This window comes from Chryseobacterium sp. (genome assembly GCF_041914225.1).
In the GTDB taxonomy this organism is placed as follows: Bacteria; Bacteroidota; Bacteroidia; order Flavobacteriales; family Weeksellaceae; genus Chryseobacterium.
On the sequence record NZ_JAYSDT010000011.1, the window covers coordinates 44319 to 65315 of the forward strand.

Here is a 20997-nt window from a genome sequence, read left to right on the forward strand (position 1 = left end):
TATATTTGGTGACTTCAGAGTCAATAATTCTTCTTCCAAAATATTATTTCTGATAAAAGGCATTAATGGTAATAATGAAAGAAAAATCATAAGCTACAAACATTATAGTCTGAATCCTGATAAAAACATTTCATTAATCTCACAAGGATCACAAAATTATTATATAGATTATAAAGAACTTGATCCTTCTTTTAATTCTAATATTTATGCTCCTGTAAAAAAAGAACAATATCCATTTGTTGAAATGGACAGGCTATCTCAAACTTTTGGTGTTTCTCAAATTCGTCAAACTGATGGTCAGACTGTTCGAAAACAGGATTTCCGATATAGGGGATACATTGTTAATTTACATGGTAATGGCGTAACTGGTTTTCGTCAAGCCGCTCGTTCTTCCTGGTATGCTGATGGGTTTGAGAATACCAAAATTTGGTCAGGAACTGAAATGGATCCCTTAAATGAAGGCGTGCCAGTAAAAGAGTGGTCTATTAGAACCAATAATGAAAACCAGATATTTCCCGCAGATATTTCAGAGAATAATACCCAGTTGTTAAGTTTTAAATCTACTAACTATCAAATAGATAAATTACTAAATGGTCAGGTTGTGAGCACAGTTGCTGATTCAGATAAGCCTAAAGTGGTAACTGTTGTTGCTCCTAAGATAAGTAGAGTTAAAGACTTTTTAACAGGTACAATTACCGAAAGTACTATAACTTATGGAAATTATTATCTTCCATCACAAAGTGTATCGAACGTCAATAATGGATATACTATTACAACTTCAACATCTGAATATATCCACAACCCTTCAGGAATTGGGTCAGATTATTATATTGGGCGACCAAAATCGAAGATTAATGTAGTACAGGCATATGGCGATACCAAATCATCGAAGGAAGAATATATTTATGAAAATAGCTTTGTAAAAACTCTAAAAACCTGGAATCGAGACAATACCGGGTATTTACAGGAAACCTATAATTATGATGGATTCGGAAATATTACCGGAAAAGTAATAAGCAACAGTATTGATTCTCAAACTCAGACTACCACGAGTAGTTATGATCCTAAAGGAAGATTTGTAGTGAAAAAAACTGATAACTTAGGGTTAGAGACCAATATTACTTATAATGATTGGGGGCAGATTTTAACTCAAACTGATCCATTAGGAAATGTTCTTACCAATACATATGATGGGTGGGGCAAAATATTAACTTCTAAAACTAATTTAGCAGGAACAATTACTTATCAGTACGAAAAAGATAATAATTTCAATATTATTGTTACTCAAAATGACCCTGATGGAGATATTTCGAAAAAGTTTACCAATAAATTGGGACAAGAATATAAAACATCAACTAAAGCTTTTGGACAAGGGCAATATATTACCAAAACTATTTTATATGATGCTTTGGGAAGAAAAACCTCTGAATCCGAATTTACCTTTAGTCCTGATGGCTTAGGTGGTCCGTGGAATCTCATTGCTTATGACGACACAGTATCCCTACAAAAGTGACTGCCACATCATTCAATGGAAAGAAAATGGAAACTTCTATGTCGGGTTTAACTACAACTGTAAAAGAGCTTAATGGTAACCAAAGAATAACCTCAAAAACTACTGATCCATTAGGCAATGTAATTTCTTCCACCGACAAAGGCGGAACAATTCAGTTTACTTATAATGCGGCGGGCGAACAGATAAAAGCACAATATGCTGAGAATATCGTGACTACCAAATATGACTCCTGGGGTAGGAAATCAGAGTTTAATGACCCTTCCAATGGAATCTACAAATATGAATACGATGGATTCGGGCAACCCAAAAAAACAATCAGTCCAAAAGGAACGAAAGAATTTACCTATAATAGCTTAAGTCAGCTCATCTCCCAAAAAGAGATTTCAACAACAGACGGAGGGCAGGTGACCAATAAACTGATTTCGTATTCATACGATAATAAAGGAAGGCTTATTTCCAAATCGGGAACATCTAAAGGACAATCGTATAGTTTCAGTGTTTCTTATGATCCACAAGGAAGACTCTTATCATCATCCGAAAGCAGTAATGGAAAATATTTTATCCAGAAAGGAATTACTTATGACGATAAAGCAAGAGTAACCTCTTATGAAAAGCAACTCTATTCTTCTGGTGTCCTTACTAAAGTTCAGATTGAGAATGTGTACAGCGCCTGGAGTGGCGAGTTGTACCAGGTTAAAGATAAGGCAGCAGGAAAGATATTGTGGGAACTTAAAGAAGCCAATGCCAAAGGGCAGTCACTTAAATCTAAATTAGGGGCAGCAGATATTAACAATATCTATGATGCCAATGGTTTCCTGACAAGTGTTAATCATTCCTCGCAGGTAAAAGCAGGTATTCTGCAAATCTCCTATTCATTCGACGCTATAAAAAATGAGCTGAAAAGCAGAATTACAGGTGGAGATTTTAATATTAATGAGTCATTTGATTATGATGACAATAACCGTTTGGTAAACTGGACTAATCCGGTTACCGGAATCAAACCAACAACCAACAGAAATGTTTATGACATTAAAGGAAGAATTACCCAAAACGACCAGGTAGGAACCATCAAATTTGAAAACTCTTCTAAAATCTATCAACCTTCCGGAATGACCCTTAATGCAGTAGGAGAACAAAATTATAATAACGATTTAATACAAAGCATCACCTATAACGAAAATAACGACCCGGTTTTCATTGATGGAATGAAAGGAGATGTTGCCTTCCAGTATGGATTAACTTCAATGAGGCAGAAAGTCACGTATGGTGGAAATTTCAGTAATGATACAGAAGGTAAATTCACGAAATTTTATAGTGAGGATGGGAGCTTTGAAGTGGTAAAAGATAATACAACCGGAAAAGAAAAACACATTCTTTATATTGGAGGGAATCCTTATGAATCAAATATTGTATATTTAAAAAACTTTACGGAGAGTAACGGTTCTTACAAATTCTTACATAAAGATTATATCGGAAGTATCCTGGCGATCAGTGATGAAGCCGGAAACAAATTAGAACAAAGGCATTTCGATGCATGGGGTAATTTCACACATTTACAAATAGGAAATGGGGCTATTATCACTGATAAAAATATAATTGACAATACTTCGTTGTTATTGGAAAGAGGCTATACCAGCCATGAGCATTTTGCAGAGGTAGGAATCATCCATATGAATGGAAGGCTGTATGATCCTTTACTGAGAAGATTCTTAAATGCAGATGAAAATATTCAGGATCCTTACAACACTCAGAATTACAACAAATATGGATATGTAATGAATAATCCGTTGATGTTTAATGATCCTAGTGGGGAGTTTATTTGGTTCTTAGGGGCAGCATGGGCAGCATCTCATGTATTTTTAGCAGGGCTTATTACAGCTGCTGTTGTAGGAACCGCTGTTGGTTTGGCAGCATATTCTTTAGGTGTAGCAATTAGTGGAAGTAAATGGCAGTTAGGAGGAGCTCTTAAATCCATGTTTTGGGGAGGTGTAAGTGGAGCCGTCACCTTTAGGATAGGAAGTGCATTTACTCCTGCCGCAGGGACAGTATTAACTTTGACAGATAAGGTGGCAAGTGCCAACAACATACAGATGAAGAATTATACAACCCATACAAGGATCCCATAGAATTGACAATGGGGAGCTTAGTTGAGGATTGGGAATTTTTGCAAAATGTTTTAGATGGAAAGCGAGAGATGATAGACTATGATCTAACTAAACTCGCATCTCTTTTAAGATTTCTAAGGAAAAGTATGATTATTACAAAAGCTCAGAATATAAATAATCCTTAAATAGTAAAAATAATTTTAAAAACAAAACCGTTGCTAAAGCAACGGTTTTTTAATAAAAAAAACCACAGCAAATGCAGTGGCTTAAAAAATCAAATCTAATTATGGGCTACCTCATAAATTCGGGTTATTCTCAAATTCTCTTTGTGGAATACTAAATAAATAATAGTTACTATTCGATACAAAAGCAGATTTATCCGGGAAATCAAGAACAGAATGCCCTTTACCGTCTACTGTTTTCACGGTTCCGTCCGGTGTAGTGATCTGAACTTTTATCGGTTTGCCGTCAGCATCTACAAACGGTTTTCTTACTACTGTCCCTTGCGTTCTGATAATATCTGAAAGGGAAAATCCTTCTCCGAATAATTCTTTTCTTCTCTCGATCAGAACTGCATCTACTACTGCATTCTGTGCTAATGAACCATTATAAATATTGGCATTTCTGGCAGATTTCAACTGATTCAGGACGACTACTGCCTGAGATACATTTCCGTTTCTTGCTTCAGCTTCCGCTTCGATCAGATACATTTCAGCAGTTCTCATGTACACAATATCCGCAATAAGGGTGGGTTTAAATTTAAACTTGGCATACCTCAGCAATCCTTCTCTTCCTTTCTGCCCATCCCATGAAAATAACTGGTATCTGATGTCATTGGAATCAAAAAGATCTTTGAAATAAGGATCCGCCATAAAGCTGTAATAATAACTTCCTGAAGAAGAAACATCCAGATAATGGAAGGCATAACTTTCATCAGACTGTTCCTGGGTCTGTGCGTGTCCCCAGATCCACTCGGCATTGTTGATATCATTAAAGCCTTCTTTATACTTTTCAGGAGCCATCAGAGGGAAACCTTCCCTTGCAATTTTCGCTGATGCTGAAGCTTTGCTCCATTCACCCGTATTCAGGTAAGTTCTTGCTAAAAGCCCGTTTACTACAGAACGGTTGATTTTATCTTTATTATTTCTTGTATAATTTTTCAACAGGTTATCTGCATCGGTAAGATCACTTTTAATCAATGTATAGATTTCTTCAAGACTTGCTCTTTTCCTCCCTACCGTGCTTGTTGTGGAAGGTTCTGTATAAATAGGCGCAGTCAACGCTGATTTGTCTTTAAGGTAGCTGAACTGATAAAAGCTCGCCAGATTCAGATAACAGAAAGCACGTAATGCTTTTGCCTGTCCCTTCACCTGGTCTTTTTTCTCCTGGCTGCCTTCCGTACCGTCAATTCTTGTAATCACATTATTCATATTATTGATGGTGGAATACAACAGAGACCAGATAAACAACGGCCGGCTTGCCGTGCTGTTCACCATTTCGGTGAAAGCATAGGTGGAAGCAAAACCGTACTTATTCGTTAATACGGCAACATCACTTCCCATCGCATCACTGGCTCTTAACACAGTGGAATACCCGATGTTGGCATAGGTTGTCCCGTCATTATTAAATTTTGCCCAGGTACCGTTAACTACTGTTTCAGCACTTTCAGCGGTTTTGAAAACTTCTACACTGTTAGCCTGATCAGTCGGAGCAGTGTCCAGATCGCTTTCACAGCTTGCCAGTGACAAAAATCCAATGATTGCAAACGATATATATTTTAATTTTTCCATTGTTTCAATTTTAAAAGGTTAAAGAGTTGCCTGAAGACCAAAAGTGATCGTTCTCATTGCAGGATATCTGTAATACGTTGTTCCGTCTAAAGCCTGTTCAGGATCCATTCCCTTATGTTTATAGAAGGTCAGAAGGTTTTCCGCCTGAATATAAATTCTGAATTTTTTAAGTCCTATTTTCTCAAAATAATCTTCTGGAAGTGTATATCCTAAACTCACATTCTTAAGTCTTGCATACGTCCCGGAATACAGGAATCTTGAAGACGTGGATGTCCAGTTATTCGTTGTTGTACTTAATGCAGGAACATCTGTGTAAAGATTATCAGGCGTCCATCTGTTCAGGATTTCAGAACTCCATGCGCGTCCTCCGGCACTTCCGTTATGCATGATGGAAGTATAATCTGTATCTAAAATTTTACCTCCGATTTTGAATGTCAGTAATCCTGAAAAATCAAAATTCTTATAAGTAATATTGGTACTGATTCCTCCTGTCAGCTTAGGTAATGCAGAACCTTGCAGCAGTTTTGTTGCTTTAGAATATTCTGAAGTAGTTCCTTCTACTGAGTTTCCGCTGGCATCGGTAGTCACCGTTTTCCACAAAGGCTTTCCATTACTCGGATCCACTCCTGCCCATTCCGGAATAAAGAAATCATATACTGAACCTCCTACTGTCAGCAACTTCGTCCCTACCACTAAGGAACCTCCGGGTAGCTTGGTCACTTTATTATTTAAAGTACTCAGATTCACATCCACATTCCACTGGAAATCATCATTTTTAATCGGGGTTGTGAATAATGAAAATTCAAACCCTGTATTTTGAATCGTTCCGATATTGGCAGGATAATCACTGATTCCCAGCGATGGAGCCACCGGCATATTAAAGAGAAGATCCTGGCTTTTTCTTTTGAAGTATTCGATATTTCCTTTAACTCTGTTATTCAGAATCGCAAATTCCAATCCTACATTTAAATTAAGGTTGGTTTCCCACTTCACATTATTGGTATATGTTTTTTCAAGGGTTGTTCCCGGTTCTCCGCCAAGACTGATAAACCTGTACAGCTCCTGATAAGCGTAATAAAGTGGCTGACCATTTGGACGAAGTAATTTATCATTCCCCTGCCCTCCATAGCTGGCTCGTAATGTCAACTGATTGAAAACATTTAAGCTTTTGATGAATTCTTCATTGGATATTTTCCATGAACCTCCCACTGACCAGAATCTTCCCCATCTGTTATCTTTCGCAAATCTTGAAGAGCTGTCTGCCCTTCCTGATGCTGAAATGAAGTAAGTATTATTGTAGTCATACTCTACTTTTCCTAGGAAACTCAACAAACTTAATTTATTGCTGTTGCCGCTGAAACTTCCCAGCAGAGAAGCCGCATCTGGCTCATAGTAATAAGGCAATGAAAACTGGCTTCTTGTTCCGGAAATCGTCTGATAATCGTACTTATAAAATTCCTGTCCCGCTAACGCATTAATGTGATGCTTTCCAAACTTTTTATCATAGGTCAGAATATTGCTGGTTGTATACGAAAGTGTTCTGGTATTCGTTTTCGTCACCGAACCTCCAATTTCCGCTCCCTGACCAAGCAATGGATTTGAATAATAATGTCCGTTATAATTCACAAGATCAACAGAAAAGCTTGTCTTGAATTTCAACTCCGGTAAAAAAGTGAATTCCATGAATCCTTTTCCTGAAAAGTTATCTTCTTTATTTTCGTTTTTGTCTAACGGAAGGGTTGCAGCAGCATTTTGATTCTGTAAAGCATTCGTAGGCCTGTATTTCCCAAAATCATAAACCGGATTTCCATCAGCACCCAAAACGTAAGTTCCATCCGCATTCCTTTCATAATAAGGATAGAATGAAGGAATAAATCTTGCTGCATTGATGATATTACTGGCCTTGGAATCCGAAGAAGTAGGTGCCTGCTGAATACTGTTGGTATAGCTTAAGTTTACTCCAACATTCAACCATTTCTTAACTTCAGAATTAATTTTCAGCCTGGTATTATATCTTTTAAAGCCAGATTCAATAGCCATACCTTTGTCATCCAGATAACCAAGGGAAAAGAAGTAATTGCTTTTCTCACTTCCTCCGCTGATATCAAGATCCACCTGGTTTCTTGATGCTACTCTCTGTAAAATATCTCTCCAGTCATCATTCCAGAGTGGTGATGCACCAGCTAATAATTTTCCATCTGTTCCTACAGGTTTCGGATAAGCTGTCCCGTATGGATTGATTCCAAGGTTAGAAACGAGGTTATCTGTAGCCATCTGAGCTGCCTGCTGGGAAGAAACTTTGCCGGACTGATATCCATTTCTCAATGCCTCCCAATACAATTGAAAATACTGATCGGTACTGACCTGCTCGTAATCTTTTACTGCTCTTCCGGAAAAACCCTGGCTGATATTAAAATTAACTTTGGCTTCTCCTTTTTTTCCTGATTTTGTGGTAATAATGATAATCCCATTTGCTCCTCTTGAACCATACAGTGCACTTGCTGTTGCATCTTTCAGAACACTGATAGATTCGATATCGCTCGGACTGATAGAATTCAGGTTACCGTCAAAAGGAATTCCATCCACTACATACAATGGATCACTGGAGGCACTTATTGAACCAATTCCTCTGATTCTGATGGTTGAAACAGCACCTGGCTGACCTGACGCACTTGTTGTCTGAATCCCCGCTACCTGCCCTTCCAATGCTTTGGTAATGTTGGTAACAGGCCTGTTATTGATCTTATCACTGGAAATTGTCGCCACAGAACCTGTATAGCTGTTTCTTTTTGCTTTTCCATAAGCTACCACTACCACTTCATCAATCTCCTTTTCATGAAGGCTGTCTTTTTTGGGGTTTGAATTCTGCGCATTTACATTAGCTACTCCCAAAAAAAATGCAGCTACCGGAGGTATCCATATTTTAGAATTGAATAAATTTTTGCTAATCATAATCAATTTTATTTATCATATATTAAAATTTTGCCCTTTGCAGAAAAGTCAGCAAAGGGCATCGATAAATACGATAAACCAAATGCTTATTTTTCCTTAAAAGGCTGAATGTAACACCTTGCCCCCATGGGTAGGTTGTTAAGATTTCACAGGGTCAGTTCCCTCCATCTTTCTTTATAAGCCGATCGAAATATGGTTGCAAAGCTAAAAACTTTTAGTCTGCAAAACAAGTAGACTTATTATTTTTTCATGATAAATTTTCATTAATTAACATAATTTTTTATTAAAATCCGTTACAATAAGAAGTTACAGACGTTACATTATTTTCAAACATGACAAATATCATTATCAATAATTCAATAATGGAAAAATTCAGCACAGTTTAATTTCTATGTGATTTTATTGGAAAAACTTTTTAATTTTATGGTATGAAAGTTTTAATTATAAACGGACCAAATCTTAACCTTTTAGGTACTAGGGAACCGGAAATCTATGGAAGTGTTTCTATGGAGAGTTATTTGGAAATTTTAAAAACCGAGTTTCATTCTCACGAATTAAAATATTATCAGTCGAATATTGAAGGGGAACTCATCAACAGGCTTCAGGAAGATGATTTTGATGCAGTAGTAATTAATCCGGGAGCTTATACCCATTACTCTTACGCCATTGCTGATTGTTTAAAAAATATTCGCAAACCCAAAGTAGAAGTTCACATCAGTAATATCTATAAAAGAGAAGAGTTCAGACAGAAATCTGTAACAGCAGCTAATACGGATGCGGTTTTATCAGGCTTTGGAATGGATGGATATAGATTGGCTTTATTGAGTTTGAAGTGATTTACACTTTTTATTTAACCACGGACTGCACGGATTTTCACAGATGATTATGGTTATATAATATGAGGATCAAATTTATTTCAATAATATAATCTAATCCACATTACGAAGAAAAATAAAAAAACCTCATCAGTGATGAGGCTTTTTTATGCTTATTGATAACTATTAAATAGTCTGTTCCTGCAATTGAGGTCCTGAAGCAACTAACTTCTTCCCTTCTTCTGTACCACAGTACTGTTCAAAGTTCTTGATATATCTTGAAGCAAGATCTTTTGCTTTTTCTTCCCATTCTGAAGCATTTTCATAAGTATCTCTAGGATCCAGGATACCTGTAGAAACATTTGGCAATTCAGTAGGAATTTCAAGGTTCATGATCGGAACCTGAGTTTTAGGAGCATTGTCAATAGAACCGTCAATAATTGCATCGATAATTGCTCTCGTATCTTTCAGAGAAATTCTCTTTCCAGTACCATTCCAGCCAGTGTTCACCAAATAGGCTTTAGCACCATGTTCCTTCATTTTACCGATCAATGTTTTAGAATACATTGTTGGGTGTAATGTAAGGAATGCTTCACCAAATGCAGGAGAGAAAGATGGTTCTGGTTCTGTGATTCCTCTTTCTGTTCCGGCTAATTTAGAAGTATATCCGCAAAGGAAGTGGTATTGAGCCTGATCTTCATTCAGGATAGAAACCGGAGGAAGTACTCCGAATGCATCTGCTGAAAGGTATACAATCTTCTTAGCATGACCTGCTTTAGAAGGTAATACAATTTTATTGATATGATAGATTGGATAAGAAACTCTCGTGTTCTCAGTGATTGATCCGTCTGTATAATCTGCTACTCCATTGTTCACTACAACATTTTCAAGAAGTGCATCTCTCTTGATGGCAGCGAAGATATCCGGTTCTTTTTCTGCAGATAAGTCAATAACTTTAGCGTAGCATCCGCCTTCATAGTTGAATACTCCGTTGTTATCCCATCCGTGCTCGTCGTCACCGATAAGGTATCTCTTAGGATCTGCTGATAGAGTAGTTTTTCCTGTCCCTGAAAGACCAAAGAATAAAGCAACATCACCTTTTTCTCCTACGTTGGCAGAACAGTGCATTGAAGCCATACCTTTTAATGGAAGATAGTAGTTCATCATTGCGAACATACCTTTCTTCATCTCACCTCCGTACCATGTTCCTCCGATGATCTGTAGTTTTTCAGTAAGGTTGAACATGATGAAGTTTTCAGAGTTAAGCCCCTGAGTTTCCCAGTTAGGGTTTGTTGTTTTTGATCCGTTGATTACTGTGAAATCCGGCTCACCGAAGTTTTCAAGCTCATAGTGAGAAGGACGAATGAACATATTGGTCACAAAATGTGCCTGCCATGCTACTTCAACGATAAATCTTACCTTAAGTCTTGTGTCTGCATTCGTACCACAGAAAGCATCTACAACATAAATTTTCTTAGCTTCGGAAAGCTGATTCATCACTAGTTCTTTACAAGACCCGAAAATTTCCGCAGTTGTAGGTAAATTTACTTTACCATCCCAGAAAATGGTATCTCTTGTAACATCATCCTGAACAATATATCTGTCTTTAGGTGAACGACCTGTGAAAATTCCTGTTTTTACTGATACCGCGCCAGATTCTGTAAGCTCAGCTTTCTCAAATCCCTGATTTTCAAGAGAAACCTCAGCCTGGTATAATTCTTCATAAGAAGGATTATACACTACTTCATAGTTTCCTTTAATCCCTAATTTCTCTAAATCCTGGATGATTTTAGTGTTTTTCATTTTACTTATATTTTCTATTTCTTTATTGCTTTCAACAAAAATAATATTAATTATTTGTTAAAGGTGGTTTAAATATACTGATATAAGTCAGAATGGCAAACAAAAAAACGGTTTTGTAAATTACTGATTATGAATTAATTATTTCAAACCATTCAAAAACGGCTGGAAAACCTTTGTCCCAAAAATAGTTCTTATAGTCCCCAAATTTGGCACTCATTACAAAATCTCCGCCCCATGCGCCCAAACTTTTAACAAATGAAGGGCAATCCGAGAACAATCTCTCTTTAACTGTGAGAATTTCAAGAAAATTGGCTATTTTTCGCTCATGAATCATCATTAATTCGGAAAAATTTTCCAATTCATCGCATAACATTATTTTCTTTGTGATTTCCGAAAATTCACTGATCAGTTTCGGAGACTTCTTTTTGGATTTGTAAAAACTGATTCCTTCCCTGCTGTCCTGTTTCTGATTTAAGTGGATAAAAATCAGCTCATTTTTAAAAGAAGGATTAAAAGTGACCTTTTCATATTTAATCTCAGGCTTACTTTGGAAAAGGACTGCAGATTTTTCTTTTGCTACCGCAATATCATATCCGCTTCCTCCCAGACTTATCATATTAAGGTGAAAAGGATCAATCTCTGCCCATTCTGCCAGGTTGGTCATCAGGGTAGAACTGCTTCCCAAGCCATAGTCTGCCGGAAACTGAAGATTGGTTTTTAAATGGTAGGTAAGGTTAGTCTTGAATTTAGTGTGAGAAAGCTGTTGAACATTCTTTAATGTTTTGGTAATAAATTCAGCGCTTGAAGGGATATTGGTCTCCAGAATCTGCCATGTTTGATAATCAATGACAGCTTTTAACCATAATACATTCTGATGATAGGCCTCCCAGATAATGAGAGATTTTTTATCATCTGCTTCTTCAAAGAAAAACTCTTGTCCCAGCCTGGTAGGTACCGCTAAGACAAGAGCTCCATCGATTGCGAAATATTCTGAAGTAAGCATAAGCTTGCCCGGTGAAAATATCGCGTTCATATATTTGTTTTTAGATGGCAGAAGTAGCTTCTACTGATCCGTCAATTTTCTTGATTAATCCCTGAAGGGTTTTCCCTGGTCCTACTTCTACGAAATTAGATGCACCGTCTTTAATCATATTCTGAACAGATTGTGTCCATTTTACAGGACCGGTAAGCTGATCAATCAGATTCTGCTTGATCTCATCGGGATTTGTTACCGCTGTAGTAGTGATATTCTGATATACAGGAATCGTTGCTTTTCTGAATTTGGTTTTTTCGATTGCTGCCGCCAGTCTTTCCTGTGCAGGCTGCATCAATGGTGAATGGAAAGCTCCGTTTACCGGTAACAGCAAAGCTCTTTTTGCTCCTGCTTCTTTCAACTTTACACAAGCTTCTTCTACCGCTGGTGTTTCACCTGAAATTACCAATTGTCCCGGACAGTTATAATTTGCAGGAACAACAATTCCGCTGATCTGCGCGCAGATTTCTTCAACCTTTGCATCGTCTAAACCTAAGATTGCCGCCATAGAACTTGGATTTGAATCGCAAGCCTCCTGCATAGCTTTTGCTCTTTCGGAAACTAATTTCAAACCATCATCAAAGGATAAAACTCCGTTGGCAACCAAAGCCGAAAACTCTCCTAAAGAGTGTCCTGCTACCATTTCAGCACCAAGCCCATTTACTGCTTTTAATGCTGCTACTGAATGTATAAATATTGAAGGCTGGGTAACCTCTGTTTTCTTAAGATCCGCATCCGTTCCGTTAAACATGATGGAAAGAATATCGAAACCTAAAATTTCATTGGCAGATTCCATCAGATCTTTAATATCTTTTCTAGAATCATACAATTCTTTTCCCATTCCTACGAACTGAGAACCCTGCCCTGGAAATACAAGTGCTTTCATGTATTGAATTAAATATTATGCAAATATAACTATAATGTTAACAATATTATTTTAAAGAGCTATAAATCATGTTACGGTACTAACCTGATTACTCTGTAACCGGTATTTACATAAGCACCGTTAGCTTTGGATTTTACAAACTCAAATTTGGTAGCAAGCTGAGTCTGAACTTTATTCATCTGTTTAAAGATTTCTCCTTTTTTATTTTCTCTGGTTAACATGTCATTTACCACATCAAAACCTACGATAGCATATTTTGGCGGAGTTTTGCAGTATTTGCTCTTATAGGCAGCCAGAATTTCTTTTTCAAAGCTACCATCTGTATTGATTTTTCTATCCATCAGATAAACCAGATTGGCCTGGCTTAATTCATCCACTTTCTTCTCAAAAACCGGAGCGTAGAACATACTGAATGCTTTCACTCCCTGAACTTCTTTAGAAATAGCAATGATTCTGTTGGCAAAAGCATCTCCAACTGCATTATCATCATTTGCCAGAATAGCAATAACCGGAGCAGACTGTCCTGTCATCATATTCTGGTCAAGCTGAATATCTGCCGGAGAATTAACAATAATGATATTTGGATTTTTTACAGCCTTTTCAAGTCCTGCCTTGATGTAATTGGCATTTTCTTTCCTGGCATCTGCCACCACATATATTTTCTGGTCTGAATAGATTCCTTTTACCTCTTCTACAATTTTATCAGCATAGGTCTGATTATTGGTTTCAACGATAATAAGGTTATTGTAATTATATAATTCCGGAGTGTTGGCAAATGGTGCTACTACCGGAATCTTCTGATTTTTTGTGAAATCAAGGACGTCAATTACATTGGATTTGAAGAAAGGTCCTATGATAAGATCGGTATTATCAGGGTTGATCTGCGTCAGAGAATTTTTAAATGACGCCTCATTTCCTGAGTCTACTACTTTAACATCCAGTTTCTGTCCTCCTCTTGCATTTCTTTCAATAGCAAGTTTAGCTCCTGTTAAAAAGTCTAGTGCCATTCCCCTGTATTGGGTTTCGTTGGTACTGTACCCGAAAGGAAGCATTAAGATGACACTTAAAGCATCACCGTTTTTCTTTACATATGCTGCATCCTGTTTTTTGATTTTTAAAACCATTCCGGTTTTCAAACCATGTGAAAGATCCGGGTTCAGAGCAATAAGCTCATCTATAGAAACACCAAATTTGTTAACGATAGAGAAAACAGTATCACCTTGCTGTACAGTATAGGTAACGTAATCATCTCCTGCGACAACATTGGAAGAGGTTGTTGATTTTTCGTTCCCGGAATCCATTTTTGCTTTTGGATTGGCAGGTTCAGCAGCTGTGTCAGTATTAGTACTGCTAGTATTGGTTGTTTTTACTTTAATCGTATCACCAGGTTTAAGTCCTTTTTCTTCCAATCCCGGATTTAAGGCAAAAAGATCCTGCTGGCTGATGCCAAACTGTTTTGTGATTCTGTAATAATTATCTTTTGACTGGATGACATAAGATTCTCCTTCCACAGCAGTGGTAACCGTTGTAGGCGTAATCGTAGTGATATTTTTTTCTACAGCAGGTTCAGCATGCTTTCCTACTGCTACTGCCTGTTGTTCACCACCATATTTCTTAATACTGGCAAGAGGTAAGGTAATTTCATCTCCGATTTTCATGTGAGAATCCAGTTCAGGATTCAGTTTTCTAAGATCAGTTTCAGAAATTCTGTATTGTTTTGTGATACCATAGATGGTTTGCTTTGGCAGTAAAACAATTTTACCTAGAGCAGAAGCATTTGTGGCTGAAGTTACTTTTTCTGCCGGAGCTGATTTTGTCACAACCGGAGTGGCTGCTTTATCTGATTTTATGGTTAAAACATCTCCGAAAGCCAGTTTGCCGTCTTTATGTTTTGGGTTTAGCTTCAGCAATTCATCTACAGTCATTCCATACTTTTTTGCAATGTTGTAAGGATTATCACCTTGCACAACCGTATGTGATTTCTGGGCTGAAACTCCCAAAACCATACATAAACTGGATAGAATAAAAAACCTCTTTATCATATTCGATAATTATAATTTACAAAAATACTTCTTTAAAATTAAATGGCAACAATTATTAATTTGGAATCTTGAACCACCATTTCTTCCAAACAATTTTCAAGCCATGAATAGCCATAATCTGAAAAGAATACACTAAAGTTATACACTCTTTCCTGCCATGTTTTGGCCGGATGAACATCTAAAAACAGATTTTCAAGTCTTTCAAGCAATTCATTCTGTTTTATTTTCTCGGCACGAAGCAGGCGTTTTTTCATTCTTTTAAACGATTTCAGCTGTCGCACTTCTTCTGCTTTCACCATGTTTCCGAAAGATTTTTCAGTAGTTTCTGCTGAAGCCTTCAATGTTGAAAAATTACTTATCAGCAATTCTTCTTTTTCTTCCAGCAACCGTAAAATTGGATTATCTTTTAAAATCTTCTGGTTGGTAAGTACTGTAAAGTTTTGGAAGAAATCTTCTATTTTAAGATCCAGTTTCTCAATTTTCCCCAGAGTTTTTTCTTTCAGGAAAAGCATAGAGTTTCTTGGAATCAGGATAGGAAAAGGGATATTGATTTTAGAAAAGTAATCTTTCAGTTCCAGCCAATACATAATTTCGGCATTTCCTCCGATATAAGCCAGATTGGGAAGTACATTTTCCTGGTATACCGGGCGCATCAAAGCATTCGGACTGAATTTTTCAGGATGATTTTCCAGTTCAGCCAGAATTTCTTCTTCTGTAAAGTGAATTCCTTTATCTACAATGATGTATTTCTGTCCGTCAAATTCAATTCTGTCTCTGGTTTCAGAAAGATAAAAAAGATTTATTTCACGTGGGTTTACCTGCACTTTCCCATATTTCTCTGTGAGAAAATCTACTTTAGCTTTAGAAGCCTTTTGCAAACTGCAGTTAAGAAGTTCATCCTTAAAAATCGTTTTCATCTGATTTTTAAGTTCCACGGAATCACCATCAAGAATCAAAAGCCCGAATTCTGAAAAAAGACGATTGACAAGAATTTTAATAGCTTCTGTCAACGTATTTCCGTTTTTGTAAGCTTCCTTCATCATCAGAATAAGCTCTGTACCGAAAATAGAATCTTTGAATTCTTTTTCAAATTCAGAAATAAAATAGGTATCACTGATTGCAATTCGTCCTACCGGGCCACCCGATTTTTCATTGGTTTCGTAATAGTTATTTTCGGTTTTAAAATGGTTGATCTCTGCAAAATCATGGTCTTCCGAAGCCATCCAATATACCGGAACAAAATTAAAATCAGGGAAATTTTCTTTCAGATAGGTACATGTCTTAATGGTCTGAAGAATTTTATACACAAAGAAAACAGGTCCTGAAAACAGGTTCAGCTGATGTCCCGTCGTAATGGTAAACGTGTTGGGTAATTCAAGATTTTCCAGATTTTCTTTCTGTTTTGAAGAAAGAGAAAGACTTGTTAACTGGCTTTCGAATACTTCAGCTAAAATATTTCTTTTCTCTGCTGTAAAAGACTCTTTTTTAAGATGAATCTGTTGCCTGAAATGTTCTAAGGAAAATATATTATTTTCAAAACCCTCTATTTTCTGATTTAAAAAATCTTTTACTAATTGAGGAATGCTTTCTATATCGTTAAATGATATTTTATTAATTGTTTTCAACCTGTACAGTTTTTAGTTGAACAAATACCACACGATCCCGATGTTCAATCTGAAATCATATACCGGATAATGTGGAAATGCGTATGCTTTGTTATTGGAAATAACAGTTCCTATCTGCTGCCCTTCTATGAAAAAGAACATTTTTTTCACTTTCATATTAATATAAACATCGGCAATAGGCTGTCCTCCAATTGAAAATGAATCTGCTCTTGGAAGAATATATTCGTTAAGAATAGGGAAATATTCTCTTGAAGCGAATTTAGAGAAGTAATATACCTTAATACCAGCCTGAATTTCTGCTGCTTTTTTAAACGCCTGTGTCTGGTAGAAGAAATTAGCTCTACCAACAAAGCCTGGCAGTGGAAGTAGTTCTTTGTTAGTTAAAGTATTCTGGAAATGTAATCTTGTATTCAAATGGAATTTATTGAAACTAAATGTTGCATCTCCTCCAATCTGAGAGATATTTACAGAATTATCACTTTGCTTCGGACTTCCGTTGCTGTCAAGGTATGTATAGTTATCGATCCTGAAGTAGTTGGCAAAAATCTCTGTTTTAAACCATTTCAAATTGATACTTCCTCCCACTTCCATTACAGATTGGTTCTTCGCATTTTCAAGATAATAGTTGAAATTGTTATAAACGGAAGTATTCAGCAAGTAATTGAACGAAGGATATGCACTTTGGAAATTCACTTTTACATTAACGAAATAATCTTTAACAGGTTCAAATTTCAGATTATTGGTTGTTTTCAGATAGCTTTTAAACTGGCTCCCGTTTGAAAATTCCAAGAATGAATTCAATTGAATTTTATCCCAAAGTTTTACCTGCAGATTTCCTACAGCACCAATTCTGTTTTCTTTAAGTTCATTCGGAAAAGGAAATCCATTATCAATAGACGCAATATCTGTTACCCCAAACTTAATGATCTGATAACGCACACCTGCATCCAGTTTGAATTTTTCATTATTAAAAATCAGGCTTACCGTATTGCTGAAATTTTCAGAATATTTTTTTGTTGTCAGCGGAAAACCATTCACTAAATCTGTAGGGGCATCATACCAATATGTTTCAGGTGTTGTCTGGTTATAATAATATTTATTTCCCTGATGAAAAATAGTATGTCTGATACTGAAAGGAAATTTTTCAGCATTGAATGGAGTCAACTGATGACTCAGGTAGTATCTTCTGTAAGAAAACTGAGAGCTGGAAGAGGCTAAACTTACCTGAGCGTTTTGTCTGTTGCTATAATTGCTGTCGCCACTCTGAAACAGATTATCCTCAGTAATACCACCACTTTCCTGATTGTTTACATTCTGGTGAAGATAGTGGGCAAAAATCTCATAGTTTCCACTTTTTGAAACATAGTGTCCGGAGAATAAAGTATTATTATTCGCCGCTAATGAATTTCTGTAAAGTCCCTGAGAACGAAGCCCCATATATTCAAGGGCAAAATTGAATCTCTTTCCGATATTCTGGGTATAAGTAGATTTCAGAGCTGCACCGTTACGCATTGCATTATGATAAATAAATGATGCAGTAGGTGTTTTTACGTCATAATACTTCACATCATTGGCTCCAATGATCATGTAAGATTTATTGGAAGGCAGTAGGGAAAGGTTTTGTTCATCATTCACTTCAAAAACAAGAGGATTGAACCCCGAACCAATATTGGCCGGCTGTATTCTTCCAAAGTTATCTTTATTATTTTGCTGTGAAAAGATGTATGTTTTATCAAAAGTCATTACGGTATCAAAAACTTTCTTTTCAGAAAACTGAGTCTGATACTGGTAATCATTAATAGTAGGTTTGAAAATTTTCAGGGAATCTTTTTTCCCGGAGTCTATCACCAGTGTGTCTTCTTTTTTAGGTTGAGGCTTCACATCGGCCTTATTTACTACCTGTGCCCTGACAACAAAACTTAAAGAGAAGAGTATGAAAAGGATGTACTTCATTATTCATTATTGTACAGCAAAAATAAGAAATAAAAGGACATAAAAAACCCCACAGAAAATGTGGGGTTTATTTGTAAGTATGTAATTACTTATTGACCTGTAAATGTTTCGTCGTAATCTCCATAACTTCCCAGTGAAGCACCAGTAGTAGGATTTTTAACAAAATAATTAACACGAAGTTTCAATATTCTTGTGCATGCATTGAAGCTTGATTTACTTCCATCAACGGCATCTTTCATATAGTTGATACCGCCATTAGCAGCAGAACCTAAACTCTGTTCAGGAGTAGTCACAACATATGTATCAGGATTATATTTCAAAGTAAGATCACTACCATCATCCATAAATCCGATCACTTTAAATGTACCTACACCATTTACAACACCTAAATCCTGGATAGTATAGTTTACACCAGCAGTCCCCCAAGAAGCTAAAGTATTCTTGAATACTCCATTTCCAACGAATGATGATGATGGACAGGCTTTAGTATATGTAAGAGTATAAACCTGATCAAATGAAGCATTAGCAATGGATGAAGATTGCAACTTAAATACAATTACCTTAGGGTCTACAGTAGCCCCTGCTTCCAAAAGTTTCACTTGGAATTGCCCATCTATTTTACCTGCATTCACAGTCTGATTCTGGTTAACAATCTGAAAATCAGTACCCTCAACTACTGTTGAAAGACTTGTATCAACAACAAGCTTTACTTGCGCTGATCCAGAAAGTGCGTGAGCTGTACCAAAGCTAATTCCTACAGTAGTAGGTCCTGATCCCATCTTTACAACAGCTTCACTTCTTGTTCCTTTATTAAAGTGTAAATAAGATTCGCCATCATAAACCTGAGCTTCATCTTTACAACTGTTGATAAAGAACACAACAAATGCTAATATTAAAAATGCAATTTTTTTCATAAATTTTTAGAATTATTTTATTAGTACCCAGGGTTTTGTTGAATATTTGGGTTAGCATTAATTTCATCCAATGGAATCGGCAATGTAAACCTATAATCACTAGCAGGTAATGTAAGCGGCAATGTCTTGTTATCATCATCATAAACATCTCTGTCAACCCCTACTCCAGCAGCTACACCCATTCTTTTTAAATCTAAGTAACGATGTCCTTCTAAGCACAATTCTCTTCTTCTTTCTAAAAGAATATCTGCATATACTTGTTGAGCCCCTGTGTATACAGGTAAAGGAGATGTTCCATTTTTAGATCTAGCTTTTCTAACCTTATTGATATTATCTGCTGCAGTAATCAGGTCACCTTGATTTGCTGCTACCTCAGCTAAAATAAAATACATCTCAGAAAGTCTGAACATCTTAATGTCATTTCGAATCTGCATTAAAGAACTTGCAAGACTTCCTGATTTCCCTGGATATTTGTTAATAACGATTACATCATCTTCTCTTGCATTAGCTCCGTTAGGATAAAACGCATCAAATATACTTGTAGCATCTACATAAACATCACGTCGGATATCTCCTGCTCCAGAATTAGATAGTTGATTATTGATAACGGAAAACAATTTTCTTCCCATATCATAATTTACTGATCCATTAAGATCTGTAGAATTAGTAGTCCATAACCCTGCGATATTAGACCAAGAACCAGTAGAACTGTTTGGCCTGTATAAGGACCAAAGGATTTCACCTCTTGCAGTATCTGCCCACATAGTAGAATATGATGAACTAGGTGTTAAAACTAACCCACTTGTATTGATTGCTGCTTCAGCATTAAGTTTTGCATTAACATTATCTCCTTTATAATTATAATATCTTGCAGCAATTGCGTTAATTGAGGCTTTTTTATCAAAGTAATGCTGTGCAGAAACTCCTGTTGAAACAACACTTGAGTTAAAATTTGTAAGTGCATATTGTAAATCGGACTCAATCAATGCAAAAACTTCAGAGTTCTTAACTCTTGGTAATTTAGTATTAAAAATGTCCGCTGGTTTAGTACTTAGCATTACTCCAAGCGCATTCGGATCTTTCATATTCGTAGAGAAATAAGACTCTAAAGTAATATAAGCATATGCTCTTACTGCTCTTGCGTTTACCAAAATACCCGTATATAAAGCTTTATTGGCCGGTGATAGTGAATTATAATCAATCAGAGCACTTCCTTCAAGAAGAATATTTACTTTGTTGATAATATTATAATTGCTCACCCAGATTCCAGAAACCTGACTTGTTGTAGAATTAAGAACAAACCTATGCGTTAGAATATCTGAAGTGCTCACACTACTCGGTCCAAATCCAACCTCATCTGTAAAAAGAGATGTAAAAAAGATCTCATTTGTTGGGTTTACAGCAGGATAGACACTTCCATTAAGAAACTTCTGCATGTCATCTACTGACTGAAAAGCAACATTTGCATCATTAATCTCTCCACCCTGGACAATTTCAAGTGCGTCATTACAAGAAGTCAGCACTAAGAAAAACGATAATATATATAATACTTTTTTCATTTTAATA

13 protein-coding genes and 1 riboswitch are annotated in these 20997 nt (G+C 36.4%); of the genes, 3 read left to right on the top strand and 10 right to left on the bottom strand.

Annotation, left to right across the window (positions count from 1 at the left end; all coding sequences use genetic code 11):
* The first annotated feature begins 244 nt into the window (after positions 1-244).
* Both ACE3RB_RS07315 and ACE3RB_RS07320 read left to right on the top strand, forming a co-directional pair.
* A complete protein-coding gene (locus tag ACE3RB_RS07315; RefSeq protein ID WP_374463622.1) occupies positions 245-1513 on the top strand; it encodes a hypothetical protein in 1269 nt (422 codons plus the stop codon).
* A complete protein-coding gene (locus ACE3RB_RS07320) occupies positions 1510-3639 on the top strand; it encodes an RHS repeat-associated core domain-containing protein (protein ID WP_374463623.1) in 2130 nt (709 codons plus the stop codon). Before ACE3RB_RS07315 ends, ACE3RB_RS07320 begins: the two co-directional genes overlap by 4 nt.
* Before the next feature lie 275 nt (positions 3640-3914).
* Here ACE3RB_RS07320 and ACE3RB_RS07325 read toward each other — a convergent pair whose 3' ends face one another.
* Positions 3915-5408, bottom strand: coding sequence for a RagB/SusD family nutrient uptake outer membrane protein (locus ACE3RB_RS07325; RefSeq protein WP_374463624.1), 1494 nt, complete (start codon positions 5406-5408; stop codon positions 3915-3917).
* 18 nt (positions 5409-5426) lie between these two features.
* Positions 5427-8360 (bottom strand): SusC/RagA family TonB-linked outer membrane protein, encoded by a 2934-nt coding sequence (locus ACE3RB_RS07330; RefSeq protein WP_374463625.1) that lies wholly within the window; start codon positions 8358-8360, stop codon positions 5427-5429.
* Positions 8361-8443: 83 nt separating this feature from the next.
* Positions 8444-8543: riboswitch (SAM riboswitch) on the bottom strand.
* A 245-nt stretch (positions 8544-8788) separates the two neighbouring features.
* Here ACE3RB_RS07330 and ACE3RB_RS07335 point away from each other — a divergent pair.
* Entirely contained in the window at positions 8789-9196 is a 408-nt protein-coding gene (locus ACE3RB_RS07335; RefSeq protein ID WP_374463626.1) for a type II 3-dehydroquinate dehydratase, read from the top strand.
* Positions 9197-9361: 165 nt separating this feature from the next.
* On the opposite strand, the gene pckA is transcribed toward ACE3RB_RS07335, so the two are convergent.
* From pckA to ACE3RB_RS07375, 8 genes are all read right to left on the bottom strand, one after another.
* Complete coding sequence (gene pckA, locus ACE3RB_RS07340; RefSeq protein ID WP_374463627.1) at positions 9362-10978, bottom strand: phosphoenolpyruvate carboxykinase (ATP); 1617 nt, start codon at positions 10976-10978, stop codon at positions 9362-9364.
* A gap of 127 nt (positions 10979-11105) precedes the next feature.
* Positions 11106-12011 carry a GYDIA family GHMP kinase gene (locus ACE3RB_RS07345; protein ID WP_374463628.1) on the bottom strand — a complete coding sequence of 302 codons (906 nt, stop codon included), beginning with the start codon at positions 12009-12011 and terminating at the stop codon, positions 11106-11108.
* Between the two features lie 10 nt (positions 12012-12021).
* Positions 12022-12897: an ACP S-malonyltransferase gene (gene fabD / locus ACE3RB_RS07350; RefSeq protein WP_374463629.1), complete on the bottom strand. Its 876-nt coding sequence runs from the start codon at positions 12895-12897 to the stop codon at positions 12022-12024.
* A 71-nt stretch (positions 12898-12968) separates the two neighbouring features.
* A complete protein-coding gene (locus tag ACE3RB_RS07355) occupies positions 12969-14939 on the bottom strand; it encodes a LysM peptidoglycan-binding domain-containing protein (protein WP_374463630.1) in 1971 nt (656 codons plus the stop codon).
* A gap of 38 nt (positions 14940-14977) precedes the next feature.
* On the bottom strand, positions 14978-16564 hold the full coding sequence (gene bshC, locus ACE3RB_RS07360; protein ID WP_374463631.1) for a bacillithiol biosynthesis cysteine-adding enzyme BshC: 1587 nt from the start codon (positions 16562-16564) through the stop codon (positions 14978-14980).
* A 12-nt stretch (positions 16565-16576) separates the two neighbouring features.
* Positions 16577-18517 carry a putative porin gene (locus ACE3RB_RS07365; protein WP_374463632.1) on the bottom strand — a complete coding sequence of 647 codons (1941 nt, stop codon included), beginning with the start codon at positions 18515-18517 and terminating at the stop codon, positions 16577-16579.
* 89 nt (positions 18518-18606) lie between these two features.
* On the bottom strand, positions 18607-19431 hold the full coding sequence (locus ACE3RB_RS07370; protein ID WP_374463633.1) for a hypothetical protein: 825 nt from the start codon (positions 19429-19431) through the stop codon (positions 18607-18609).
* 20 nt (positions 19432-19451) lie between these two features.
* A complete protein-coding gene (locus ACE3RB_RS07375) occupies positions 19452-20990 on the bottom strand; it encodes a RagB/SusD family nutrient uptake outer membrane protein (protein ID WP_374463634.1) in 1539 nt (512 codons plus the stop codon).
* Positions 20991-20997: the final 7 nt, after the last annotated feature.

Coding starts and splice junctions, on each gene's coding strand:
- fabD (WP_374463629.1), bottom strand. CDS start 12,897: ATGAAAGCACTTGTATTTCCAGGGCAGGGTTCTCAGTTCGTAGGAATG.
- ACE3RB_RS07375 (WP_374463634.1), bottom strand. CDS start 20,990: ATGAAAAAAGTATTATATATATTATCGTTTTTCTTAGTGCTGACTTCT.
- ACE3RB_RS07330 (WP_374463625.1), bottom strand. CDS start 8,360: ATGATTAGCAAAAATTTATTCAATTCTAAAATATGGATACCTCCGGTA.
- ACE3RB_RS07355 (WP_374463630.1), bottom strand. CDS start 14,939: ATGATAAAGAGGTTTTTTATTCTATCCAGTTTATGTATGGTTTTGGGA.
- ACE3RB_RS07370 (WP_374463633.1), bottom strand. CDS start 19,431: ATGAAAAAAATTGCATTTTTAATATTAGCATTTGTTGTGTTCTTTATC.
- ACE3RB_RS07335 (WP_374463626.1), top strand. CDS start 8,789: ATGAAAGTTTTAATTATAAACGGACCAAATCTTAACCTTTTAGGTACT.
- ACE3RB_RS07345 (WP_374463628.1), bottom strand. CDS start 12,011: ATGAACGCGATATTTTCACCGGGCAAGCTTATGCTTACTTCAGAATAT.
- ACE3RB_RS07315 (WP_374463622.1), top strand. CDS start 245: ATGGACAGGCTATCTCAAACTTTTGGTGTTTCTCAAATTCGTCAAACT.
- ACE3RB_RS07365 (WP_374463632.1), bottom strand. CDS start 18,517: ATGAAGTACATCCTTTTCATACTCTTCTCTTTAAGTTTTGTTGTCAGG.
- pckA (WP_374463627.1), bottom strand. CDS start 10,978: ATGAAAAACACTAAAATCATCCAGGATTTAGAGAAATTAGGGATTAAA.
- ACE3RB_RS07325 (WP_374463624.1), bottom strand. CDS start 5,408: ATGGAAAAATTAAAATATATATCGTTTGCAATCATTGGATTTTTGTCA.